This window comes from Nitrospirillum guaranorum (assembly GCF_034653275.1).
Classification (GTDB): domain Bacteria; phylum Pseudomonadota; class Alphaproteobacteria; order Azospirillales; family Azospirillaceae; genus Nitrospirillum.
Genome location: NZ_JAYEES010000004.1, coordinates 726,696 through 744,567, shown reverse-complemented (window position 1 = coordinate 744,567; position 17,872 = coordinate 726,696). Strand labels below are relative to the sequence as shown.

Genomic DNA, 17,872 nt, shown 5'->3' with positions numbered 1-17,872 from the left:
GCAATCCGCGACGCCGCGTCCTATCTGGGAAGGGGCCCAGGCGTCCGCCTGAAATCGCGTCGCCAAAACCGCGTCGGTATATCCATGACCCTTGATTCCCCCCTTCCCCCCCATCCCCTGATCCGTCGCGGGACGCCGCGCGGGTCAGCACGCCGGTGGACGAGCTGTCCATCCTGCGCACAGTGGAGGGCTGGCTGGCCCAGGGCCAGGCGGCGGCCATCGCCACGGTCATCGCCACCTGGGGATCCTCCCCCCGTCCGGTGGGCAGCAAGCTGGCCGTGGACGCGCGGGGCGGCATGATCGGCTCCGTCTCTGGCGGTTGCGTCGAGGGCGCGGTGGTGGAAGAGGCCTTGCGCGCCTTGGAAGATGGGGAGCCGCGGCTGCTGACCTTCGGCGTGCCCGATGAGCGGGCGTGGGAGGTGGGGCTGGCCTGCGGCGGCACGGTGCGCATCTATGTGGCGCCCATAGGCCCGGGCCATGGCGCCTCGCGCCGGCGGCTGCTGTCGGCCCTGCTGGCCGCGGCCGACGCCAAGCGGCCGGCGGCCCTGGTCACCGACCTCGCCACCGGGCAACAGACCCTGGTCGACGCGGAGCGGCAGCAGGGCGAAACCGCCTTGCCGGAGGCCGTGCGCGCCGAGGTGCTGGAGGCCTTGGCCCAGGACCGATCCGTGCTGATCGCGCTGGAGGAGGACGAGGGGGAATGGTTCGCCCAAGTGTGGAACCCGCCCCTGCGGCTGATCCTGGTGGGCGCCGTGCACATCGCCCAGGCGCTGACCCCCATGGCCCGGCTGGCGGGGTATGACGTGACGGTGATCGACCCGCGCGCCGCCTTCGCCAGCGCCGCCCGCTTCCCTACGGGCGACGGCGTCACCCTGGTGCGCGAGTGGCCGGACGACGCCGTGGCCGCGCTGGTGCCCGACCGGCGCACCGCCGTCGTCACCCTGACCCATGACGCCAAGCTGGATGAGCCGGGCCTGCGCGCGGCGCTGGAAAGCGACGCCTTTTTCATCGGCGCCCTGGGCAGCCGCAAGACCCACCAGCGCCGCCTGGAACGCATGGCCGATTTCGGCCCGACCGCGCTGGAGCGCATCCACGGCCCGGTCGGCCTGGACATCGGCGCCCTGACCCCGGCGGAGATCGCCGTGTCCATCCTGGCCGAGATGACCTTGGCTCTGCGCGGCGCCAAGGCCACCCGGCGCCAATGCCAGGCGCCCCAGGCGCCGGGACGCTGAGCCCATGCGTTTCGGCCCCCTGCCCATCGCCGATGCCGAGGGGGCCGTTCTGGCCCACGGCCTGAAGGCCGGCACACTACGCCACCCCAAGGGCCGCCGGCTGACGGCCAATGACTTGGCCACGCTGGCCGCCGCCGGCGTGACGGAGGTGGTCGCGGTTCGGTTGGACGCCGATGACGTGGGGGAGGACGCCGCCGCCGCCCGTGTCGCCCGCGCCATCGCCGGCGCCGGCCTGGCCCTGACACCCGCCACCACCGGCCGGGTGAACGTGATGGCGGAAGCCGGCGGCCTGCTGCTGATCGACACCGCCCGCCTGAACCGCCTGAACCGGGTGGACGAGGCGGTGACCGTGGCCACGGCGGCGGCGTTCGCCCCCCTGGCGCCGGGCGCCATGGCCGCCACTATCAAGATCATCCCCTTCGCCATTCCCGAGGATCTGGCGGCCCGTGTGGAACAGACGGCCAAGGGCGACGCGCCGGCCCTGCGCCTGGCCCCGTGGCGCGGCATCCGCGCCGGCCTGGTGCAGACCCGCCTGCCCGGCCTGAAGACGGTCACCCTGGACAAGACGGGAACCGTCACCGAGGCGCGCCTGGCCCAGGTGGGCGGCACCCTGGTGGCGGAGCGGCGCACGGCCCATGACGCCGACGCCGTGGCCGAGGCGCTGGCCGAACTATCGTCCCTGAACCTCGATCTGCTGCTGGTCATCGGCGCCTCCGCCATCACCGATCGGCGCGACGTGCTGCCCACGGGCATCAGCCGGGCGGGTGGCGAGGTGCTGCATTTCGGCATGCCGGTGGATCCGGGCAACCTCATGCTGCTGGCACGGCTGGGCCACGTGCCGGTGCTGGGCCTGCCGGGCTGTGCCCGGTCGCCCCGCGTCAACGGCTTCGACTGGATCCTGCAGCGCGTTGCCGCCGGGCTGGAGGTCACGCCCGCCGACATCATGGGCATGGGCGTGGGCGGCCTGCTGACCGACATCCCCAGCCGCCCCATGCCCCGGCAAAGCGCCTTGTTGGCGCAGGATCAACGCGCCGTCCCCGCGGCCGCCGAGTTTCCCGTCACCACGCTGGTGCTGGCGGCGGGGTCGGCACGGCGCATGGGCGCCAACAAGCTGCTGGCCGACTATGCCGGCCAGCCCCTGGTGCGCCACGCGGTGACGGCGGCGCTGGCCGCCAACCCGGGCCGTGTGACCGTGGTGCTGGGCCACCAGGCGGCGGCGGTGCGCGCCGCCCTTGGGGGGCTGGACGTCCGCTTCATTGAGGCGGCAGACCATGCCCAGGGTCTCAGCGCCTCGCTCAATGCCGGGCTTGCCGGTATGGCCGGCGGCACGGGCGTGCTGGTCTGCCTGGGTGACATGCCGCGCGTCACGGCGGACACGCACCGCCGTCTGCTGGCCCGTTTCACGGCGGCGGCGGGCCGCGCCATCGTGGTGCCGGTGGCGGAGGGGCGCCGGGGCAACCCGGTGTTGTGGCCGGCCGACCTGGTTCCCGCCATGGCCGGCATCACCGGCGATCAGGGCGCCCGCGGCCTGCTGGCCACCCATGCCGACAGGGTGGTGGAGGTGCCGGCCGATGGCGGCGTGCACCTGGACGTGGACACGCCCGACGCGCTGGCGGCCCTGCGCACACTGGAACCGGTGGCCTGAGGATCAGTTCAGGCGCCAGCCCAGGCGGAAGTCCTGCTGGAATGGGTCGGCGTGGGCGATGGCCGCCGCCAGGATGGTCAGCCGGCCCAGCCGCCGCTGAAAGGCTTCCCGCCCCGGGTCGCCCACCACCTTCAGCCACTCGGAAACCCGCGTGGCATCCACCACGTTGCAGGACAGGACGTGCAGGATGGCGCTGTCCGCGTCCATCGTGCCCTCCGTCGGCATGCGGTAGATCAGGCCGGCGCACAGCAGGCGCAGCCGCTCATACTCCTCCCCCGTCAGGGTGCCGTTGCCGGAGCGCTGCGAAACCAGGCCGGCCAGGAAGGCGTCCACTGCCAGGATGCGCTCCGCCCAGGGGGCGCGCAGCAGGGCGTGGCGCGCGGCCTCGTCCATGGGCTCCAGCAGATCCGTCAGTTGCTGGTCCACCACCAGCGGCGCCTCGGCGTAATGGGAAAAATCCAGCTTCTCCGCCAGATCGGCCGGCAACCCGGCCTCCGCGTATTGCTTCCACGCCGCCGCCTTGCGGGCATGGACCATGGGCAAGTCGGTCAGCTTGTCGAAGGGCAGGTCCTCCTGGCCCTCGCGCAGCAGGGTGATGCGCAGGGGCGCTTGGCGCACCGGCACCATGGCCACCTTGTCCAGATACTGGCGCAGCGCCGCCTCCGGCTGGAACACAGCCCGGTCATGCCCCTCCATCCCCCGGGGCAGCCAGGTGGCGAAGGCGGCGTAGAGCCGCATGAAGACAAGGCGACCGAAAGCGAACTGGTCGTTGTAGCCATCCGCCGGCGTCCAGCTGTCCGGCGTGATCAGCCCCGGCGTGCGGAACCAATCCTCGGGCAGGGTGTCGTCGAAGCGGCTGTCGTAGCGCACGCGCACGATGGCGTCGAAAGGCGCCGCCTTGCCGTCCGGCCCCTTGTGCCCCAGCGCCAGGTTCAGGCTGAGGCTGACGGCGTGGAACATGTCGAAGACGGAAAAGGGCGGGCGGTAGTGCCAACGCTCCGCCATGCGGCGCTTTTCCGCCGCGAAGGCGGGACGCGCCGTCACCAGGTGGGCGGCGGGCTGGTAGGTGGCCAGCATCTCCGCCCGTTCGGCCTCGGGCACCTCGTCCCACAGATGCAGGAAGGTGGTGACCTCGTGGCCGGCCACCAGGCGCCGCAGGCTGTCGACGCAATGGCGCCAGGTCCGCGGCTGGCCGCTCAGGCACAAGGCGACGCGCATACCGATCCCTTCCTTCCGACACCCAAACCGACCACCCCGCCGGGGCGGTGGCGGCCCCAGAATGGATTCATCATCCGCCCCGAACAAGCTTATTGACAGGTGGCCCCCGTCCCTCTACAAACCGCCCCCACGACGGATGGGCGCGTAGCTCAGCGGGAGAGCATCGCCTTCACACGGCGGGGGTCGTAGGTTCAATCCCTACCGCGCCCACCATCCGTCGAAATCAACGTGATCAATATCTTAGATCATGTTGCCGCTAGCCGAGGCTGGCGAAGCCCGGACGGATGGGCGCGTAGCTCAGCGGGAGAGCATCGCCTTCACACGGCGGGGGTCGTAGGTTCAATCCCTACCGCGCCCACCATCCGTCCCCTTCTCCCAAGCACAACCGTTCGGCAACAGACGCCCTCCGGCGCCGTTACGCCATGCCCACGTCGCGCGCCAGGTTCAGGAAGCGCAGGCCGCAATCCACCGCGATATCCTGGTCGGTGATGGTGTCGTGGTTCAGCAGGAAGACCACCGCGTCGGCCACCTGCTGCGCGTCGGGTGGGCGATCCAGGGGGTTGCGGCGGCTGAGAACCTGGAACTCCGCCTCGTCCTGGCCGGGGGCCGGCAGGACATAGCCGGGGGAGACGGCATTGACCCGGACCGTGGGCGCCAGGGATCGGGCCAGCAGCCGCGAGGCGCCGGCCAGCGCGTACTTGGACAAGGTGTAGGACAGGTGGTCCGGATTGGGATTGGCCAGCTTGAAGTCCAGGATGTTGACCACCGCCCCGCGCTGCCCCGGGGCCAGCCCCTGGTGCAGCGCGCGGATCAGCAGCACGGGCGCCAGGGTGTTCACCGTCTGGTGGGCCAGGAAACCTTCCGCCGTCAGGCTGGCGGCGTCATCCCATTCGAAGAGGGAGGCGGAATTGACCAGGCCGGATATCGGCCGGCCGGCGGCGGCGGCCGCGCGCGCCACCAGGGTTTCCACCTGGGCGGGGTCGGCCAGGTCGGCCCGCACCACCACGGCCTGGCGGCCCAGCGCCCGCACCTCATCCGCCGTGGCCGTTGCGGCCGCCGCCGATGCGTTGCAGTGCAGGGCCACGTCCCAGCCCGCCCCCGCCGCGGTCAGCGCGATCAGCCGGCCCAGGCGCTTGGCCCCACCCGTCACCAGCAGCCAGCGGCTCATGACCGGCCTCCGGCCTGGATGGGGGTGACCGGGAATTGAGGCGGGCGGCACGGCATGGGTGGAAACGGCTTTCCAGCTGAACGTTGAAACGATCCCCTTGAGTCTTATAGGGCCGCCTTCCCCGCGCGCAACCTCCATCGCCGCTGGCGCCGCCGGCGCCGCTTCCGTCGCCCCGGCGCAGTGGGTATGCTCTGGCCCGTTAACCAGTCGCAGAAGATGAGGGAACCTCCATGCCTGCTCGTCCCGTCCGCCGCGCTTTCCTGAAGGCCGGCCTGGCGCTGGCCGCCCTGCTGTCCGCCTCCGCCCCCGGGCATCCGGCCCGCGCGGCGGAAAAGCTGGTGTTCATGCTGGACTGGCAGGCGGAGGCGGAGCACGGCGGCTATTTCCAGGCGGTGGCCGAGGGCCTGTACCAGAAGGCCGGGCTGGACGTGACCATCGTGCCCGGCGGCCCGGGGATGAGCGCGCAGCAGATGCTGGCCGCCGGCAAGATCGACGGCACCATCGGCTCCAACGCCTTCTACGTGCTGAACCTGGTGGAGGCGGGCGCCAAGGTGAAGGCGGTGGCGTCCATGTTCCAGAAGGATCCCACCATCCTGATGGCGCACGCCCGGAACACCACCAGCCTGGCGGACCTGAAGGGCCGCCCCATCTTCCTGGGCGATCCCAGCATCAACACGCTGTGGCGCTGGCTGAAGAGCAAGTACCCGTTCGAGGACAGCCAGATCCGCCGCTACACCGGCAACCTGGCGCCCTTCCTCACCACCCCCGCCGCGGCGGCCCAGGGCTATGCCACCAGTGAGCCGCTGATCGCGAAGAAGGCCGGCGCCGACGTGAAGGTCTTCCTGCTGGCCGACCAGGGCTATGACGGCTACAGCGGCCTGGTGATGTTCAACGACGCCTACATCCAGGCCCATCCGGCGGCGGTGAAGGCCTTTGTCGCCGCCACGGCGGAAGGCTGGCGCCACTACCTGCACGGCGACGCCGCACCCGCCGACGCCCTGATCCGCAAGTCCAACCCCGACATGGACGCCGAGACCCTGGCCTACGGCCGCAAGGCCCTGGCGGACGACGGCATCGTGGAGGGAACCCCAGCGGCTCCCGACGCCATCGGCCGCATGACCGCCGCCCGCTGGGACAGCTTCACCAATGAGATGAAGCGCCTGGGCATCTACAAGGCCGGCACCGACTGGAAGGCGGGCGTGGACCTGGCGAATTAGGCGGGCACGGCCACCGGCTCCAGCAGCGCCATCAGCTGCGCCTCCGGCATGGGGCGGCCCAGCAGATAGCCCTGAATGATGTCGCAGCCCAACTCGCGCAGGCAGTCCAGCTGCGCCTCGGTCTCGATGCCCTCGGCGATGGTTTCCAGGCCCAGGTGGTGGGCCATGGCGATGACGGCGGCCACGATCTGGCGGCTGGCGTCATCGCCGGGCAGGCCGTCGACGAAGGACTTGTCGATCTTCACATAGGCGGCCGCGAACTTGCGCAAGTAGGCCAGCGAGGAATAGCCCGTGCCGAAATCGTCGATGGCGAAGCGGAAGCCGTTGGCGCGCAGGTCGTGCACCGCCTGGAGGTTGCCCTCGGCATCGCCCATCAGGGCGCTTTCCGTGATCTCCAGCGCGATGTCGCCGGGTGCGCACCCCTCCTCCGTCAATATCTGTAGCAAACGGTCGCCGCAGCCCTTATCGCGCAGCTGCACGGCCGAGAGGTTGACCGCCATCTTGAAGCCGACGACACCCCGCTCCCGCACCTTGCGCGCGGTGCGGCAGGCCGTGCGGAACACCCAGTCGCCCAACGGCACGATCAGGCCCGTCTCCTCCGCCACCGGGATGAAGCGGGCGGGCGAGACGGGGCTGAGATCCTCCGGATGGTTCCAGCGCAGCAGCGCCTCCGCCCCCATCAGGGTGCCGCCCACGCCGCTGGGGGCCGGACGGTATTGCGGCTGGTAGGCCAGGGTGAAGCCGTCCACCACGCCATCGCCCCCAGCACCCGTGGCCACGCCCAGGCCGACGCGCAAGCCCTCCTCGATCCAGGTGCGGTCGCGCACGCGGTCGCCGATCTCCGGCGTGAAGAAGTGATAGCGGTCGCGGCCGGCATGCTTGGCGGCATAGAGAGCCACGTCGGCATGGCGCAGCAGCGCCTCCCACGTGTCGCCGTCGCCGGGGGCCACGGCCACGCCGACGGAGCAGGCCAGACGCACCTCACCCCCGCCCGTGCCCTCCAGCGCCAGCGGCTGCTGGAAGGCGGCCACCAGCCGCTCCGCCACCTGGGCCACGGCAGCCAGCGCCTCCTGCCGCGCGTCGGCGCCGGTGAGCGCCGGGCCGGCCAGGGAGGCGCCGGTCAGGATCACGGCGAACTCGTCGCCACCCAGGCGGGCCACGGTGTCGCCCGGCCGCACCGTGCGGCGAATACGCTCCCCCGCCGCGACGATGGCGGCGTCGCCGGTGGGATGGCCACGCGTGTCGTTCAGCAGCTTGAAATGGTCGAGATCCAGCAGCAGCAGGGCCACCGGCTCCCCCGTCCGCTTGGCGTTGGCCAGGGCTAGGCGCACGCGGCCGATCAGCAGCGCGCGGTTGGCCAGGCCCGTCAGCGCATCGTGGAAGGCCAGGTGGCGGTTGCGCTCCTCCGCCTCCTTCTTGGCGGTCAGGTCGCTGAAGACGGCGATGTGATGGCTGATGACGCCGTCCTCGTCGCGCAGCAGGGTGATGCGCAGCCATTCCGGATAGACGGTGCCGTCCTTGCGGCGATTCCAGATCTCCCCGGCCCAGGCGCCCTCGTCCCGCAGCGCCCGCCACATGACGCGATAGAATTCCGGGCCCTGGCGGCCGGAATTCAGCAGCCGCGGATCCTGGCCCAGCACCTCGTCGGCGTCATAGCCGGAAATGTCGGTGAAGGCGCGGTTGACCAGGACGATGCGATTGTCGGCATCGGTCACCATGATGCCGTCCACGCTGTGCTCGATCACGCGGGCGGCCACGCGCAGGTCGCGGTTGCTGAGCGCCAGGGCGGCCGCCTGCTCCTCCGCCAGGGTGCGCGCCTGCTCCAGCTCCCACGTGCGCTGGCGCACCAGGCTGCGCAGGGTCTCATGCCGGCGCACACGGCCGTGCACCAGCGCCGCCAGCGTCAAGCCGGCGACGATGCCCAGGGCGCCCAGCGCCATGACCATGGACGTGCCCATGCCCGATTCCCGGCCCAGGCCGGCGGCGAACAAGCCCGCGAACGACAGGCTGGCCAGGGTGACCACCAGCACCAGCGGCGCCCAGCGACGCTCCACGGCGAAGGTGCCCGAACCCGGTGGGGCCGGCACGTCGCCGGTGGACTCATCGCCTGGAAACAACATGGGATAGGCATCCTGATCAGTAAGGCCCCGATTCTGCGCGTCCGCGGCCCGAAATCAATGTCACGATTCGCTGGGTCACGATTCGCTGGCGCAATGATGTTGCCTCCAGACGATACGAACCAGGCATCATGCGCCAGGCGGCGGGCATGGGGGTTGATCCACCGCAATCTTCCGTACACTGGCCTCGAAGCCCTGGCGTGACGGCGGCCCCACACCCTGGATTGCCATTCCGCCTAGATTTCCGCAACCGTTCAGCCAATCACCTTGATCCGATTGTCTATTCCGGCCGGCCGTCTTGTTCCCGCCCGTGCGGATCGGGCATGATCGCCAGCACGGGGCCGTGTACGCGGCCGGGGCGCGAGGGCCGGCGGGGCGCCGGCCGGACGGGGTATCATGGCGGCGGCAGACAGAGAGTTCCCGGTTCCCGACCTGGGCCCCGTCGACCTGGGTGGCCGGGCGGAGATCCAGCCCAGCGCGCCGCTGCCCGCGTTCGACACGCCAGGCGGCCGCGCCTACCTGGCCCACCGCATGCGCGAGAAGAAGACAGAGCTGTTCGCCATCGTCTGCGAACAGCCGGTGCCGCCCCGCATCGAGGCGATGAGCAGCTTCCGCGCCATCGAGAACAACAACCTGCTGCACCTCATGGACTGGGGGGTGGTCGACTGGTCGCCAGAGCACCGGCGCCGCTTCGTCTGCATCTTCGAGCGTCCCTCCGGCCGCCGCATCATGGAACGGCTGGACGATGTCATCGAGGGCATCGCCGACGACGCCCTGGTGCGGGTCGTGCTGCCGCAGCTGACCGCCGTGCTGCGCGACATCGCCCAGCGCAGCCTCAGCTGCGGCGCGCTCAACCCCACCAACCTGTTCATCCGCGAATCCGCCGCCGCGGCCGTGGTGCTGGGCGACTGCGTCAGCCTGCCGCCCGGCTATGCCCAGCCCCTGGTGTACGAGCCGCTGGACCGCGCCCTGGCCGACCGCGCCGGCCGGGGCAACGGCACCATCGCCGACGACCTCTACGCCCTGGGGGTCACCCTGCTGTCCCTCTACCTGGGGCGCACACCGGGCCGGGGGCTGGATGAGCAGACGCTGCTGCAGGCCCGCATGGACAAGGGCACCTATTCGGCCCTGACCAGCGGCACGCGCATTCCCCAGTCGCTGGTGGAACCGCTGCGCGGCCTCATCACCGATGACGCCCGGCAGCGCTGGACCCTGAACGACCTGGACATGTGGATGCAGGGCCGGCGCCTGAGCCCCAAGCAGGCGCAGCTGCCCAAGCGTGCCCCCCGGCCCATGGAGTTCCAGGGCCGGGAGATCTGGCACGTGCGTGGGGCCGCCTGGGCCTTTTCCAAGGCGCCCATCGCCGCCGCCCAGGTGATCGAGCGGGGGGAGCTGGACCGCTGGCTGCGCCGCTCGCTGAATGATGAGCCCCGGGCGGAGGCGGTGGCCAACGCCGTGCGCAGCGCCACGGCCGGTGGCCGCGCGTCGAACGTGGAGGAGCGGCTGGTGGCGCGCGTCTGCACCGCCCTCGATCCCCCCGGCCCCCTGCGCTACAAAGGCCGCGCCATCATGCCCGACGGCTTCGGCACCGCCCTGGCCGAGGCGCTGGCCACCGGCGAGGGCGGGCAGGCCCTGGCCGAGATGATCGTGGGCCAGCTGCCGGCCTTCTGGATCAGCGTGCAGGCCGAATACAAGGCCGAGCAGGTGCTGATGATCCAGCAGTTCGACGCCGTGCGCGCCGTGCTGGAGAACACCAGCCCCGGATTCGGCATCGAACGCGCGCTCTATGGACTGAGCCCGGTGGCGCCCTGCCTCAGCCCGGCGGTGGCCGACCATTACCCCCTGACGCTGGGCGACCTGATGGCGGCGCTGGACGCGGCCGGCGCCGGCGCCGGGCCGGGCCGCGACCCCATGGACCGCCATGTCGCCGCCTTCATCGCCACCCGCAATCCCAAGCTGAACGAGCGCCTGCTGGCCACGCTGGCGGCGGAAACGGCGCGGCGGCCGGTGGGCGTGCTGGCCATCCTGGCCGACACCCAGCGCCGGGCGGGTCCGCCCAAGGTGCCGGGCCTGGCCCTGTGGATGACCAGCATCCTGGACCCGTCGTTCAAGCGCTTCCGCAACCTGAAAAAGCGGGAGGAAGTGCGGATGGCGGCGCAGAAGGCGGCGCGCGAAGGCGTGCTGGACGCCTTGCTCAGCATCGTCGACGACCCCAAGGCCCTGACCCAGGACCATCATGGCTTCCTGGACGCCATGCGCCGGCATGAGAGCCTGACGGCCCGCATCAACAAGATCGAGGAATCGCTGGGCGACCGCAGCGAAGTGGCGGTGACGCGGGGCAAGCGGGTGGCCGCTATGGTGGCCAGCGGCATCTCCCTCGCCGGCTTGGCCTTGATCGTCACCTTGATGGCGAGCGTGAAGTGAGCCAGGGTGGTGTGATGAACAGCGCCTCATCCCCCCGTCGCCGCAGCTATGGCGGCCTGCTGGCCGCCGCCGTGCTGCTGCTGCCCCTGGGCGCGCTGGTCATGCCCACCTCGGTGCTGACCGTCATCGGCATGGTGCCGACCCTGGTGGCCTGGATCGTCGACCGCGATCCGGACAAGCCGGCGGCCGTGACGGTGGGCGGCCTGAACCTATGCGGCGTCATGCCCTTCTGCATCCAGCTTTGGCAGCATGGCCACACCATGGACTATGCCGCGGGCCTGCTGGTGCAGCCGGTGACCTGGCTGGTCATGTATTCCGCCGCCGGCGTGGGCTGGCTGCTTTACTTCGGTATCCCGCCCCTGGTCGCCGGCTGGGCCGTGGCCCGCGACCAAGCCAAGATCCGGGAACTGGACGAACAGCGCCAGGCGCTGGTTGAGGAATGGGGCATCGAGGTCACGGGCCAGGGCCTGAAGCCCGAGACGCCGGTCGAGGGCGAGGCGGCGTCGGAAGAGCCGCCGGATCCCCTGGCCGAGTCGACCCAATCCGGCGAGCCCGCGACGCCGTGACCGCCCCTGCCCGGGGCCCCAACCACGTATAAAGCTTTCCCGTCCGCCGCTTGAGCCCGAGCCCCATGCCCCTGCCCCCTGTCCGCGCCCTGCTGCTGGGCCTCGCCCTGGCCGTCCTGCCACTTGCCGCGCACGCCCAGGAGGCGCCCCGCAAATACGGCGTGGAAGTGGTGCACACCTACCCGCACGACCCCCAGGCCTTCACCGAGGGCCTCTTCTACCTGGACGGGTTCCTGTACGAGAGCACGGGGCTGGAGCAGCACTCCACCATCCGCAAAGTGGATCTGGCGACCGGCGCAGTGCTGCAGAGCCGGGAGCTGGACCCCCGGTATTTCGGCGAGGGCATCGTCAATTGGAAGGACCGGCTGGTGCAGCTGACCTACCGCACCGAGGTCGGCTTCGTCTATGGCCTGGGAGATTTCAAGGCGCGGCGGGAATTCCACTATCGCGGCGAAGGCTGGGCCCTGACCCAGGACGGCCATCGCCTGATCATGAGCGACGGCACGCCGGAGCTGCGCTTCCTGGATCCGGAGACGCTGGCCGAGACGGGGCGCATCACCGTCACCGACAACGGCTATCCCATCCGCAACCTGAATGAGCTGGAGTTCGTGAAGGGCGAGATCCTGGCCAACATCTGGCAGACCAACCTGATCGCCCGCATCAACCCCGCCACCGGCGCCGTCACCGGCTGGATCGACCTGACGCCGCTGGAAGCGCTGTCGGGCCGGACGCAGAACATCGACAACGTGCTGAACGGCATCGCCTATGATGCCAAGGGCGACCGGCTGTTCGTGACCGGCAAGCGCTGGCCCAAGCTGTTCGAGATCAAGCTGGTGCCGGCGAAGTAAAGCGCTCAGCCCTCGCCCAACGCCGCCGCCAGCTGGCGCAGGCGGTCGCGCAGGTCCGCCACCTCATCCAGCGGCACGGGGAAACGGCACAGCATGGCGCCGGGAATGGCCAGCGCCTTGTCACGCAGCGTCCAGGCGGCGGGGGTCAGGTCGACCAGCACGCGGCGCTCGTCCGCCAGGTCGCGCCGCCGCGCCACCAGGCCCGCCGCCTCCATGCGCTTCAGCAGGGGCGTCAGGGTGCCGGAGTCGAGGTCCAGGCGGCTCCCCAGGTCGCCCACCGTCAGGGGCGCCCCCTCCCACAGCACCATCAGCGCCAGGTATTGCGGATAGGTCAGGCCCAGCGCGTCCAGCAGGGGGCGGTAGGCGCGGGTGATGCGGTTGGTCGCCTGGTAGAGGGCGAAGCACAGCTGCCGGTCCAGCGCCAGCGGGTTGTCCACACCGGCCAGGGGTCCAGCCAAGGGGCCAGCCCGGGATTCGGTGTCAGGGGTGGGGAACGGAACGTTCGCGGGTTTTGCCATCGGGACCTCGATCTACCCCGGAATAGGGGCAGACCTTAACGGCGATGGCAATGGGGGATGCGGGCGCCCGAACCGGAAGACCTCAGGTCTGCAGAACCTCGACCTTCACACCATTGGTGCCGGTCACCCCCTCCACCCCCGTCTTGAGTTTGGACAGGAAGGTGAAATTGATGCCATCCCGGCCGGCCAGCAGGGTGGTCAGCTTGTGGCGCGGCAGGTCGATACGCTTGGCCAGATCTTCCATGAAGCCGCCGCCGCGCAGGGACTTCACCGCGTCCGACGACAGCTCCGGATCGACGTACAGCTTTCCTTCCTTGCGGGTCAGGTACAGCGTGCCGGATGCGGGCCCGCCGGTGGGCGCCGGCAGGGCGCCGGCGTCACCGGGACCGCGCAGGTAGGCCCTGACCGTCTGTTCCTGGCGGTCATTGGTGAAGTCGCGCAGGGCGGGGGCCGACTGCACGATGATCTGGGCCAGCGCGCGGGACCGGGCCACGGCGCCCGTCAGGCGGCCATAGCCGGCCATGGCCGCCTCATACGAGGCCTCGACCGCGTCCAGTTTCAGCAAAGGGGCCGCCGCCTCCCCCGCCGGAACGGTCTCGGCCAATTCGGCGGCGTGGCGGATATCGACGTGCAGGCGTTCCAGGTCGGCCATGGCCTGCGCCACCTCCTGCGCCGTCACGTCCATGTGGGTGACCCACTTTTCCATGACGTAGCCGGTGCCCAGGCCCATGGGCTCCGCCTTGTCCACCATCGCTTGCAACACCGGCTCGACCGAGCGGACATGCAGTTCCATCACCGTCTGGCGCAGCTGCGACAGGCGGATCAGGGTGGCCGGCCGCTTGCTTTCATCCAGGCTTTCGCCGCGCGAGGCCAGCACGGTGATGAAGGACAGGGTGTCCCCCACCTCCACCCACAGCTTGCGGAAGGCGTTCAGCTCCTTGGTCTGCGCCACCATCTGGCAGGTGCGCTGCAGCGCCGCCACCGACTGCTCCAGCTGGCGGATGTCCCCGATGATGCGGGTGTAAAGCTGGCCCTTGTCGGGCTGCTTTTTCCAAGGATTGGGCGCGTCGGCACGCAAGGCGGGGAAACTCCAGAAGGCGGGGCCCGGAACACCGTCCGGCACCAGGGATGGTATCAGGCGGACCCAGGCCTTCCCAAACCTATAAGGCGCGCATCCGCATAGGGTCAGGGGTGTGCCCCATCCGCGGCGGACTCGACGGGCGAGCGGCGCGGGACGGCAACCACCGGACAAGGGCGCGGACCGATACAGGCATGGGTTGATCTTCCGGCGGCGGGGCCTCGAATGTCAATTCGACGAAATCGTTTCGGAACCGAATCCATACAGATGGCGCGCCGATGCGCACGAAATGACTAGGCCACCAGGACAGGCCATGGCGTTGCTGTCCGCCCGCCCCGGCAACGCGCATAAATCTGTCGCCGGGGGGCCGCTTCCGGAAAAGCTTAGCCCATCAACATTTTTGGTCGCCGTTTAAGGTGACAGCGCCCCCGACAGCGGGTACATCGACATCCAAGCAATACGCGGGGCACATCGTGCCGGTCGTGCCTGGGCGCCCAAGCGCCCGCCGGCCGGTTGGGAATTGACGGGAGAGGTGGTTTTGAGCCTTTGGACGAAAAAGACTATCGAGGAGGCCAGCGCCGACGGTGACGGCGATGAAAGCCGCCCGACCCTGGCACGCAGCCTGAGCGCCTGGAACCTGACCGCGCTGGGCATCGGCGCCATCATCGGTGCCGGCATCTTCGTCCTGACGGGCTCCGCCGCCGCCCAGTACGCCGGCCCCGGCATCGTCCTGTCCTTCGTGCTGGCGGCCACCGCCTGCCTGTTCGCCGGCCTGTGCTATGCCGAATTCTCGGCCATGGTGCCCGTGGCCGGCAGTGCCTACACCTACGCCTACGTCACCGTGGGCCAGTTCCTGGCGTGGATCATCGGCTGGGACCTGGCGCTGGAATACCTGTTCGCCTCGGGCACCGTGGCCGTGGGCTGGTCGGGTTATTTCGTCAACCTGCTGAAACAGGTGGGCATCGTCATCCCGGCCGCCCTGACCTCGGCCCCGCTGACGGTGAAGGACGGATTCCACTTCCAGACCACGGGCGCCGTGCTGAACCTGCCGGCCGTGCTGATGGTCGGCCTCATCACCCTGCTGCTCTACGTCGGCATCCGCAATTCCGCCCGCGTGAACGGCATCATCGTGCTGCTGAAGCTGCTGGTGGTGTTCCTGGTCATCGGCTTCGGCCTGTTCTACGTGGTGCCGGCCCACTGGTCGCCCCTGATCCCGGCCGAGGTGGTGGACGACAAGGGCTCCCACTACGGCTGGGGTGGCGTGCTGCGCGGCGCCGGCGTCATCTTCTTCGCCTATATCGGCTTCGACGCCGTTTCCACCACCGCGCAGGAAGCGGTGCGGCCGCAGCGCGACATGCCCATCGGCATCCTGGGCTCGCTGGTGTTCTGCACCGTGCTGTACATCCTCATGTCGCTGGTGCTGACCGGCCTGGTTTCATACACCGAGCTGAACGTGCCCCACCCGGTGGTGGTCGCCATCGAGGCGGTGCGGCAACTGCACTGGCTGGCCCTGCCGGTGGATATCGGCGCCGTCGCCGGCCTGACCACCGTCATGCTGGTCATGATGCTGGGCCAGAGCCGCGTGCTGTACGCCATGTCGCGCGACAAGCTGCTGCCGCCGGTGCTGAGCAAGGTGCACCCCACCTACCGCACGCCCCACGTGGCCACCGTCGTCACCGGCGTCCTGGCCGCCCTGCTGGCCGGCCTGTTTCCCATCGACATCCTGGGTGAGCTGGTTTCCATCGGCACGCTGCTGGCCTTCGCCATCGTCTGCGCCTGCGTCCTGGTGCTGCGCATCACCCAGCCCCATATGGAGCGTCCGTTCAAGACGCCGCTATTCTGGCTGGTCTGTCCCCTGGGCGTGCTGGTCTGCGGCTACCTGATGTACGGCCTGCCGGGCGATACCTGGCTGCGTCTGGTCATCTGGATGGTCATCGGCTTCTTCGTCTACTTCGGCTACAGCCGCCGCCGCGCCGCCTGAATTCGGCGCCAGGCGCGATAAAGAGGGCCGGGCGACGCGTGCGCCCGGCCCTTCTTGTTTTCGGCGTCTAAGGGCGCATTTTAACGCCGCGCGAAGCTGCCCAAGGGTCCGCCGCTGGCGGTGGGCCAGCCGAAGCCCAGCACGGCCATCAGGTCGGCGGCGACGGCGTCGTTCACCAGGCCCTCGGCCAGGGCCGTCACCATGGCGGTGCGCACGGCCGCCATCATGCGCGGGCCGGCATCGGCGGGCGCGGGGTCGTCCGGCGGACGCTTCAGGGCCGCCAGGACGGCCACGGCCCCCTCCTCCCCCACTAGGTCGGTCACGGCGGCGTAGCCCAGCCGGCGGGCCAGGGCCCAGGGGCCTTCGGCCAAGCCGGCGGCGCGGGCGGCGGCGTCGGTGTCGGCGGCGCCCACAGTGGGCCCCAAATCCAGCGCGGCGCGGAAATAGGCGGCGGTCAGCCGGGCCAGGAAGCGGCCCTCGCCATCCTCCACCCGGAAGGGCGTGCGGCCCAGGCGCCGCGCGGCATCCACCGCGATGGACAGGGCGGGCGCCGAGGTCGCAGGGCCCGCCACCACCTCCGCCACCCCACCATCGGCGGGCAGATACAGGCCCACCAGCCGGTCTGGCCAGGCCAGGCCCTGCGCCACCGCGCCCACGCGCAGGCGCGGCCCCGTCAGCACCAGCAAGGCGTCCTCGCCCAACACCGCCTCGGCCTTGGCCAGCAGGGCGCGCTTGGCCGTCCCATCTTCCCGGCTGGCATCGAACAGGATCTCGATCTTGCGGCCGCCCAGCTTGGCGGGCGCCAGGTCATCCAAGCCTTCGGCGTCGGCCACGGCATGCACGTCCAATCCGGCGCGGCGGGCGGCCAGGGCCACGGCGTCAGCCGCCGGCCCCCGGCCCAGCACGGCCACGCGCGACAATTCCGCCGCCGGCAGGGCCGGCCGCCAGGCGGCCTTGTCCGCCTCCCCCTTCGCCACCACCAGGGTGCGGACCAGGGCCGCCACCTCCCCCCGCCGCAGCAGGCCGGCGGCCAGCGCCCGTTCCAGGGCCAGGCCCTCGTCCAGCGACAGGCCCAGGCCCTGGCTAATCGCCGTCTCGATGGCGGCGGTGGCGGAGGCCACGGCGATGGGCCGGCGCTTCTGCCCGACGATGAAGGGCGCTTCCGCCGTGTTGCCCAGACGGCCGCGCACCCAGGCCCGGGCGGCGCTGCGCACGTGGCTGGCCGGCACCACCTCATTCACCAGCTTCAGCTCCAGCGCCGCCGGCGCCGTCACCATATGGCCGCCCGACAGCAAATCGTGCGCCCCCACCCAGCCCAGCAGGCGGGGCAGGCGCTGGGTGCCGCCGGCCATGGGCATCAGGCCCAGGCGCTGGTCGGGAAAGCCGAATTGCGCGGCGGGATGGTCGGTAGACACGCGGTAGCCGCAGGCCAGCGCCAGTTCCAATCCCGGCCCCAGGGCGGAGCCGCTGAGCGCCGCCGCGATGGGCTTGGCCGTTCCTTCCAGCCGGCGCAGCGCGTCGCCATAGGGGGCGATGGCGGCCAGCAGCGCGTCGTCCGACAGGCCAGGGGCCGCGTCGGCCAGGGCCAGCAGGCCCAGCGGTTCCCGCCCCAGCAGGAAATGCCCCTTGGCCGAGGCGATGACCAGGCCGCGCACCTCCTCCCGGTCCTCCAGGATGGCGGCCAATTCGTCCAGCGCCGCGATCAGGGCATCGTCCAGCAGGTTGGTGCGGCTGGGCGCGTCCAGCGTCGCATAGGCGATGCCGTCGTCGTCGAGCGTCAGGTGCAGGGGGGACGGGTGGTCGGTCATGCCCGCACTGTGCCGGGCGCCGGTACCCTGGGCAAGTGCTCCGATGCCGCGC

General features: G+C 70.7%; 13 protein-coding genes and 2 tRNA genes. 9 read left to right on the top strand and 6 right to left on the bottom strand.

Going from position 1 to position 17,872, the window contains the following annotated elements; translation table 11 throughout:
* Positions 1–155: 155 nt before the first annotated feature.
* Together UAJ10_RS25040 and UAJ10_RS25035 are read left to right on the top strand one after the other, a co-directional pair.
* Positions 156–1,232, top strand: coding sequence for an XdhC family protein (locus UAJ10_RS25040; RefSeq protein ID WP_322917973.1), 1,077 nt, complete (start codon positions 156–158; stop codon positions 1,230–1,232).
* Between the two features lie 4 nt (positions 1,233–1,236).
* A complete protein-coding gene (locus UAJ10_RS25035) occupies positions 1,237–2,877 on the top strand; it encodes a molybdopterin-binding/glycosyltransferase family 2 protein (protein ID WP_322917971.1) in 1,641 nt (546 codons plus the stop codon).
* Between the two features lie 3 nt (positions 2,878–2,880).
* Here UAJ10_RS25035 and UAJ10_RS25030 read toward each other — a convergent pair whose 3' ends face one another.
* Positions 2,881–4,095: a hypothetical protein gene (locus tag UAJ10_RS25030; protein WP_322917970.1), complete on the bottom strand. Its 1,215-nt coding sequence runs from the start codon at positions 4,093–4,095 to the stop codon at positions 2,881–2,883.
* A 138-nt stretch (positions 4,096–4,233) separates the two neighbouring features.
* Between UAJ10_RS25030 and UAJ10_RS25025 the strand changes: the two genes are divergently transcribed.
* Positions 4,234–4,308 (top strand) — tRNA-Val (locus tag UAJ10_RS25025).
* 73 nt (positions 4,309–4,381) lie between these two features.
* Positions 4,382–4,456, top strand: a tRNA-Val gene (locus tag UAJ10_RS25020).
* 54 nt (positions 4,457–4,510) lie between these two features.
* On the opposite strand, the gene UAJ10_RS25015 is transcribed toward UAJ10_RS25020, so the two are convergent.
* Positions 4,511–5,263 carry an SDR family oxidoreductase gene (locus tag UAJ10_RS25015; RefSeq protein WP_322917969.1) on the bottom strand — a complete coding sequence of 251 codons (753 nt, stop codon included), beginning with the start codon at positions 5,261–5,263 and terminating at the stop codon, positions 4,511–4,513.
* Positions 5,264–5,493: 230 nt separating this feature from the next.
* Between UAJ10_RS25015 and UAJ10_RS25010 the strand changes: the two genes are divergently transcribed.
* On the top strand, positions 5,494–6,480 hold the full coding sequence (locus tag UAJ10_RS25010) for an ABC transporter substrate-binding protein (protein WP_322917968.1): 987 nt from the start codon (positions 5,494–5,496) through the stop codon (positions 6,478–6,480).
* Here the strand turns inward: UAJ10_RS25010 and UAJ10_RS25005 are convergent.
* Positions 6,477–8,600: a putative bifunctional diguanylate cyclase/phosphodiesterase gene (locus UAJ10_RS25005; protein ID WP_322917967.1), complete on the bottom strand. Its 2,124-nt coding sequence runs from the start codon at positions 8,598–8,600 to the stop codon at positions 6,477–6,479. The genes UAJ10_RS25010 and UAJ10_RS25005 overlap by 4 nt on opposite strands.
* A 393-nt stretch (positions 8,601–8,993) precedes the next feature.
* Between UAJ10_RS25005 and UAJ10_RS25000 the strand changes: the two genes are divergently transcribed.
* The 3 genes from UAJ10_RS25000 to UAJ10_RS24990 all read left to right on the top strand — a co-directional run bounded on the left by UAJ10_RS25000 (position 8,994) and on the right by UAJ10_RS24990 (position 12,435).
* Positions 8,994–11,021: a serine/threonine-protein kinase gene (locus tag UAJ10_RS25000; protein WP_322917966.1), complete on the top strand. Its 2,028-nt coding sequence runs from the start codon at positions 8,994–8,996 to the stop codon at positions 11,019–11,021.
* Between the two features lie 14 nt (positions 11,022–11,035).
* Positions 11,036–11,587 (top strand): hypothetical protein, encoded by a 552-nt coding sequence (locus UAJ10_RS24995; protein ID WP_322917965.1) that lies wholly within the window; start codon positions 11,036–11,038, stop codon positions 11,585–11,587.
* A gap of 65 nt (positions 11,588–11,652) precedes the next feature.
* Positions 11,653–12,435, top strand: a complete 783-nt coding sequence (locus UAJ10_RS24990) for a glutaminyl-peptide cyclotransferase (protein ID WP_322917964.1) — start codon at positions 11,653–11,655, stop codon at positions 12,433–12,435.
* 5 nt (positions 12,436–12,440) lie between these two features.
* On the opposite strand, the gene UAJ10_RS24985 is transcribed toward UAJ10_RS24990, so the two are convergent.
* Complete coding sequence (locus UAJ10_RS24985) at positions 12,441–12,893, bottom strand: MarR family winged helix-turn-helix transcriptional regulator (protein ID WP_322917963.1); 453 nt, start codon at positions 12,891–12,893, stop codon at positions 12,441–12,443.
* Positions 12,894–13,035: 142 nt separating this feature from the next.
* Positions 13,036–14,076 carry a hypothetical protein gene (locus UAJ10_RS24980; RefSeq protein WP_322917961.1) on the bottom strand — a complete coding sequence of 347 codons (1,041 nt, stop codon included), beginning with the start codon at positions 14,074–14,076 and terminating at the stop codon, positions 13,036–13,038.
* 487 nt (positions 14,077–14,563) lie between these two features.
* Here UAJ10_RS24980 and UAJ10_RS24975 point away from each other — a divergent pair, with 487 nt between their 5' ends.
* Complete coding sequence (locus tag UAJ10_RS24975; RefSeq protein ID WP_322917959.1) at positions 14,564–16,012, top strand: amino acid permease; 1,449 nt, start codon at positions 14,564–14,566, stop codon at positions 16,010–16,012.
* 80 nt (positions 16,013–16,092) lie between these two features.
* On the opposite strand, the gene UAJ10_RS24970 is transcribed toward UAJ10_RS24975, so the two are convergent.
* Positions 16,093–17,820 carry an enoyl-CoA hydratase-related protein gene (locus UAJ10_RS24970; RefSeq protein WP_322917957.1) on the bottom strand — a complete coding sequence of 576 codons (1,728 nt, stop codon included), beginning with the start codon at positions 17,818–17,820 and terminating at the stop codon, positions 16,093–16,095.
* Positions 17,821–17,872: the final 52 nt, after the last annotated feature.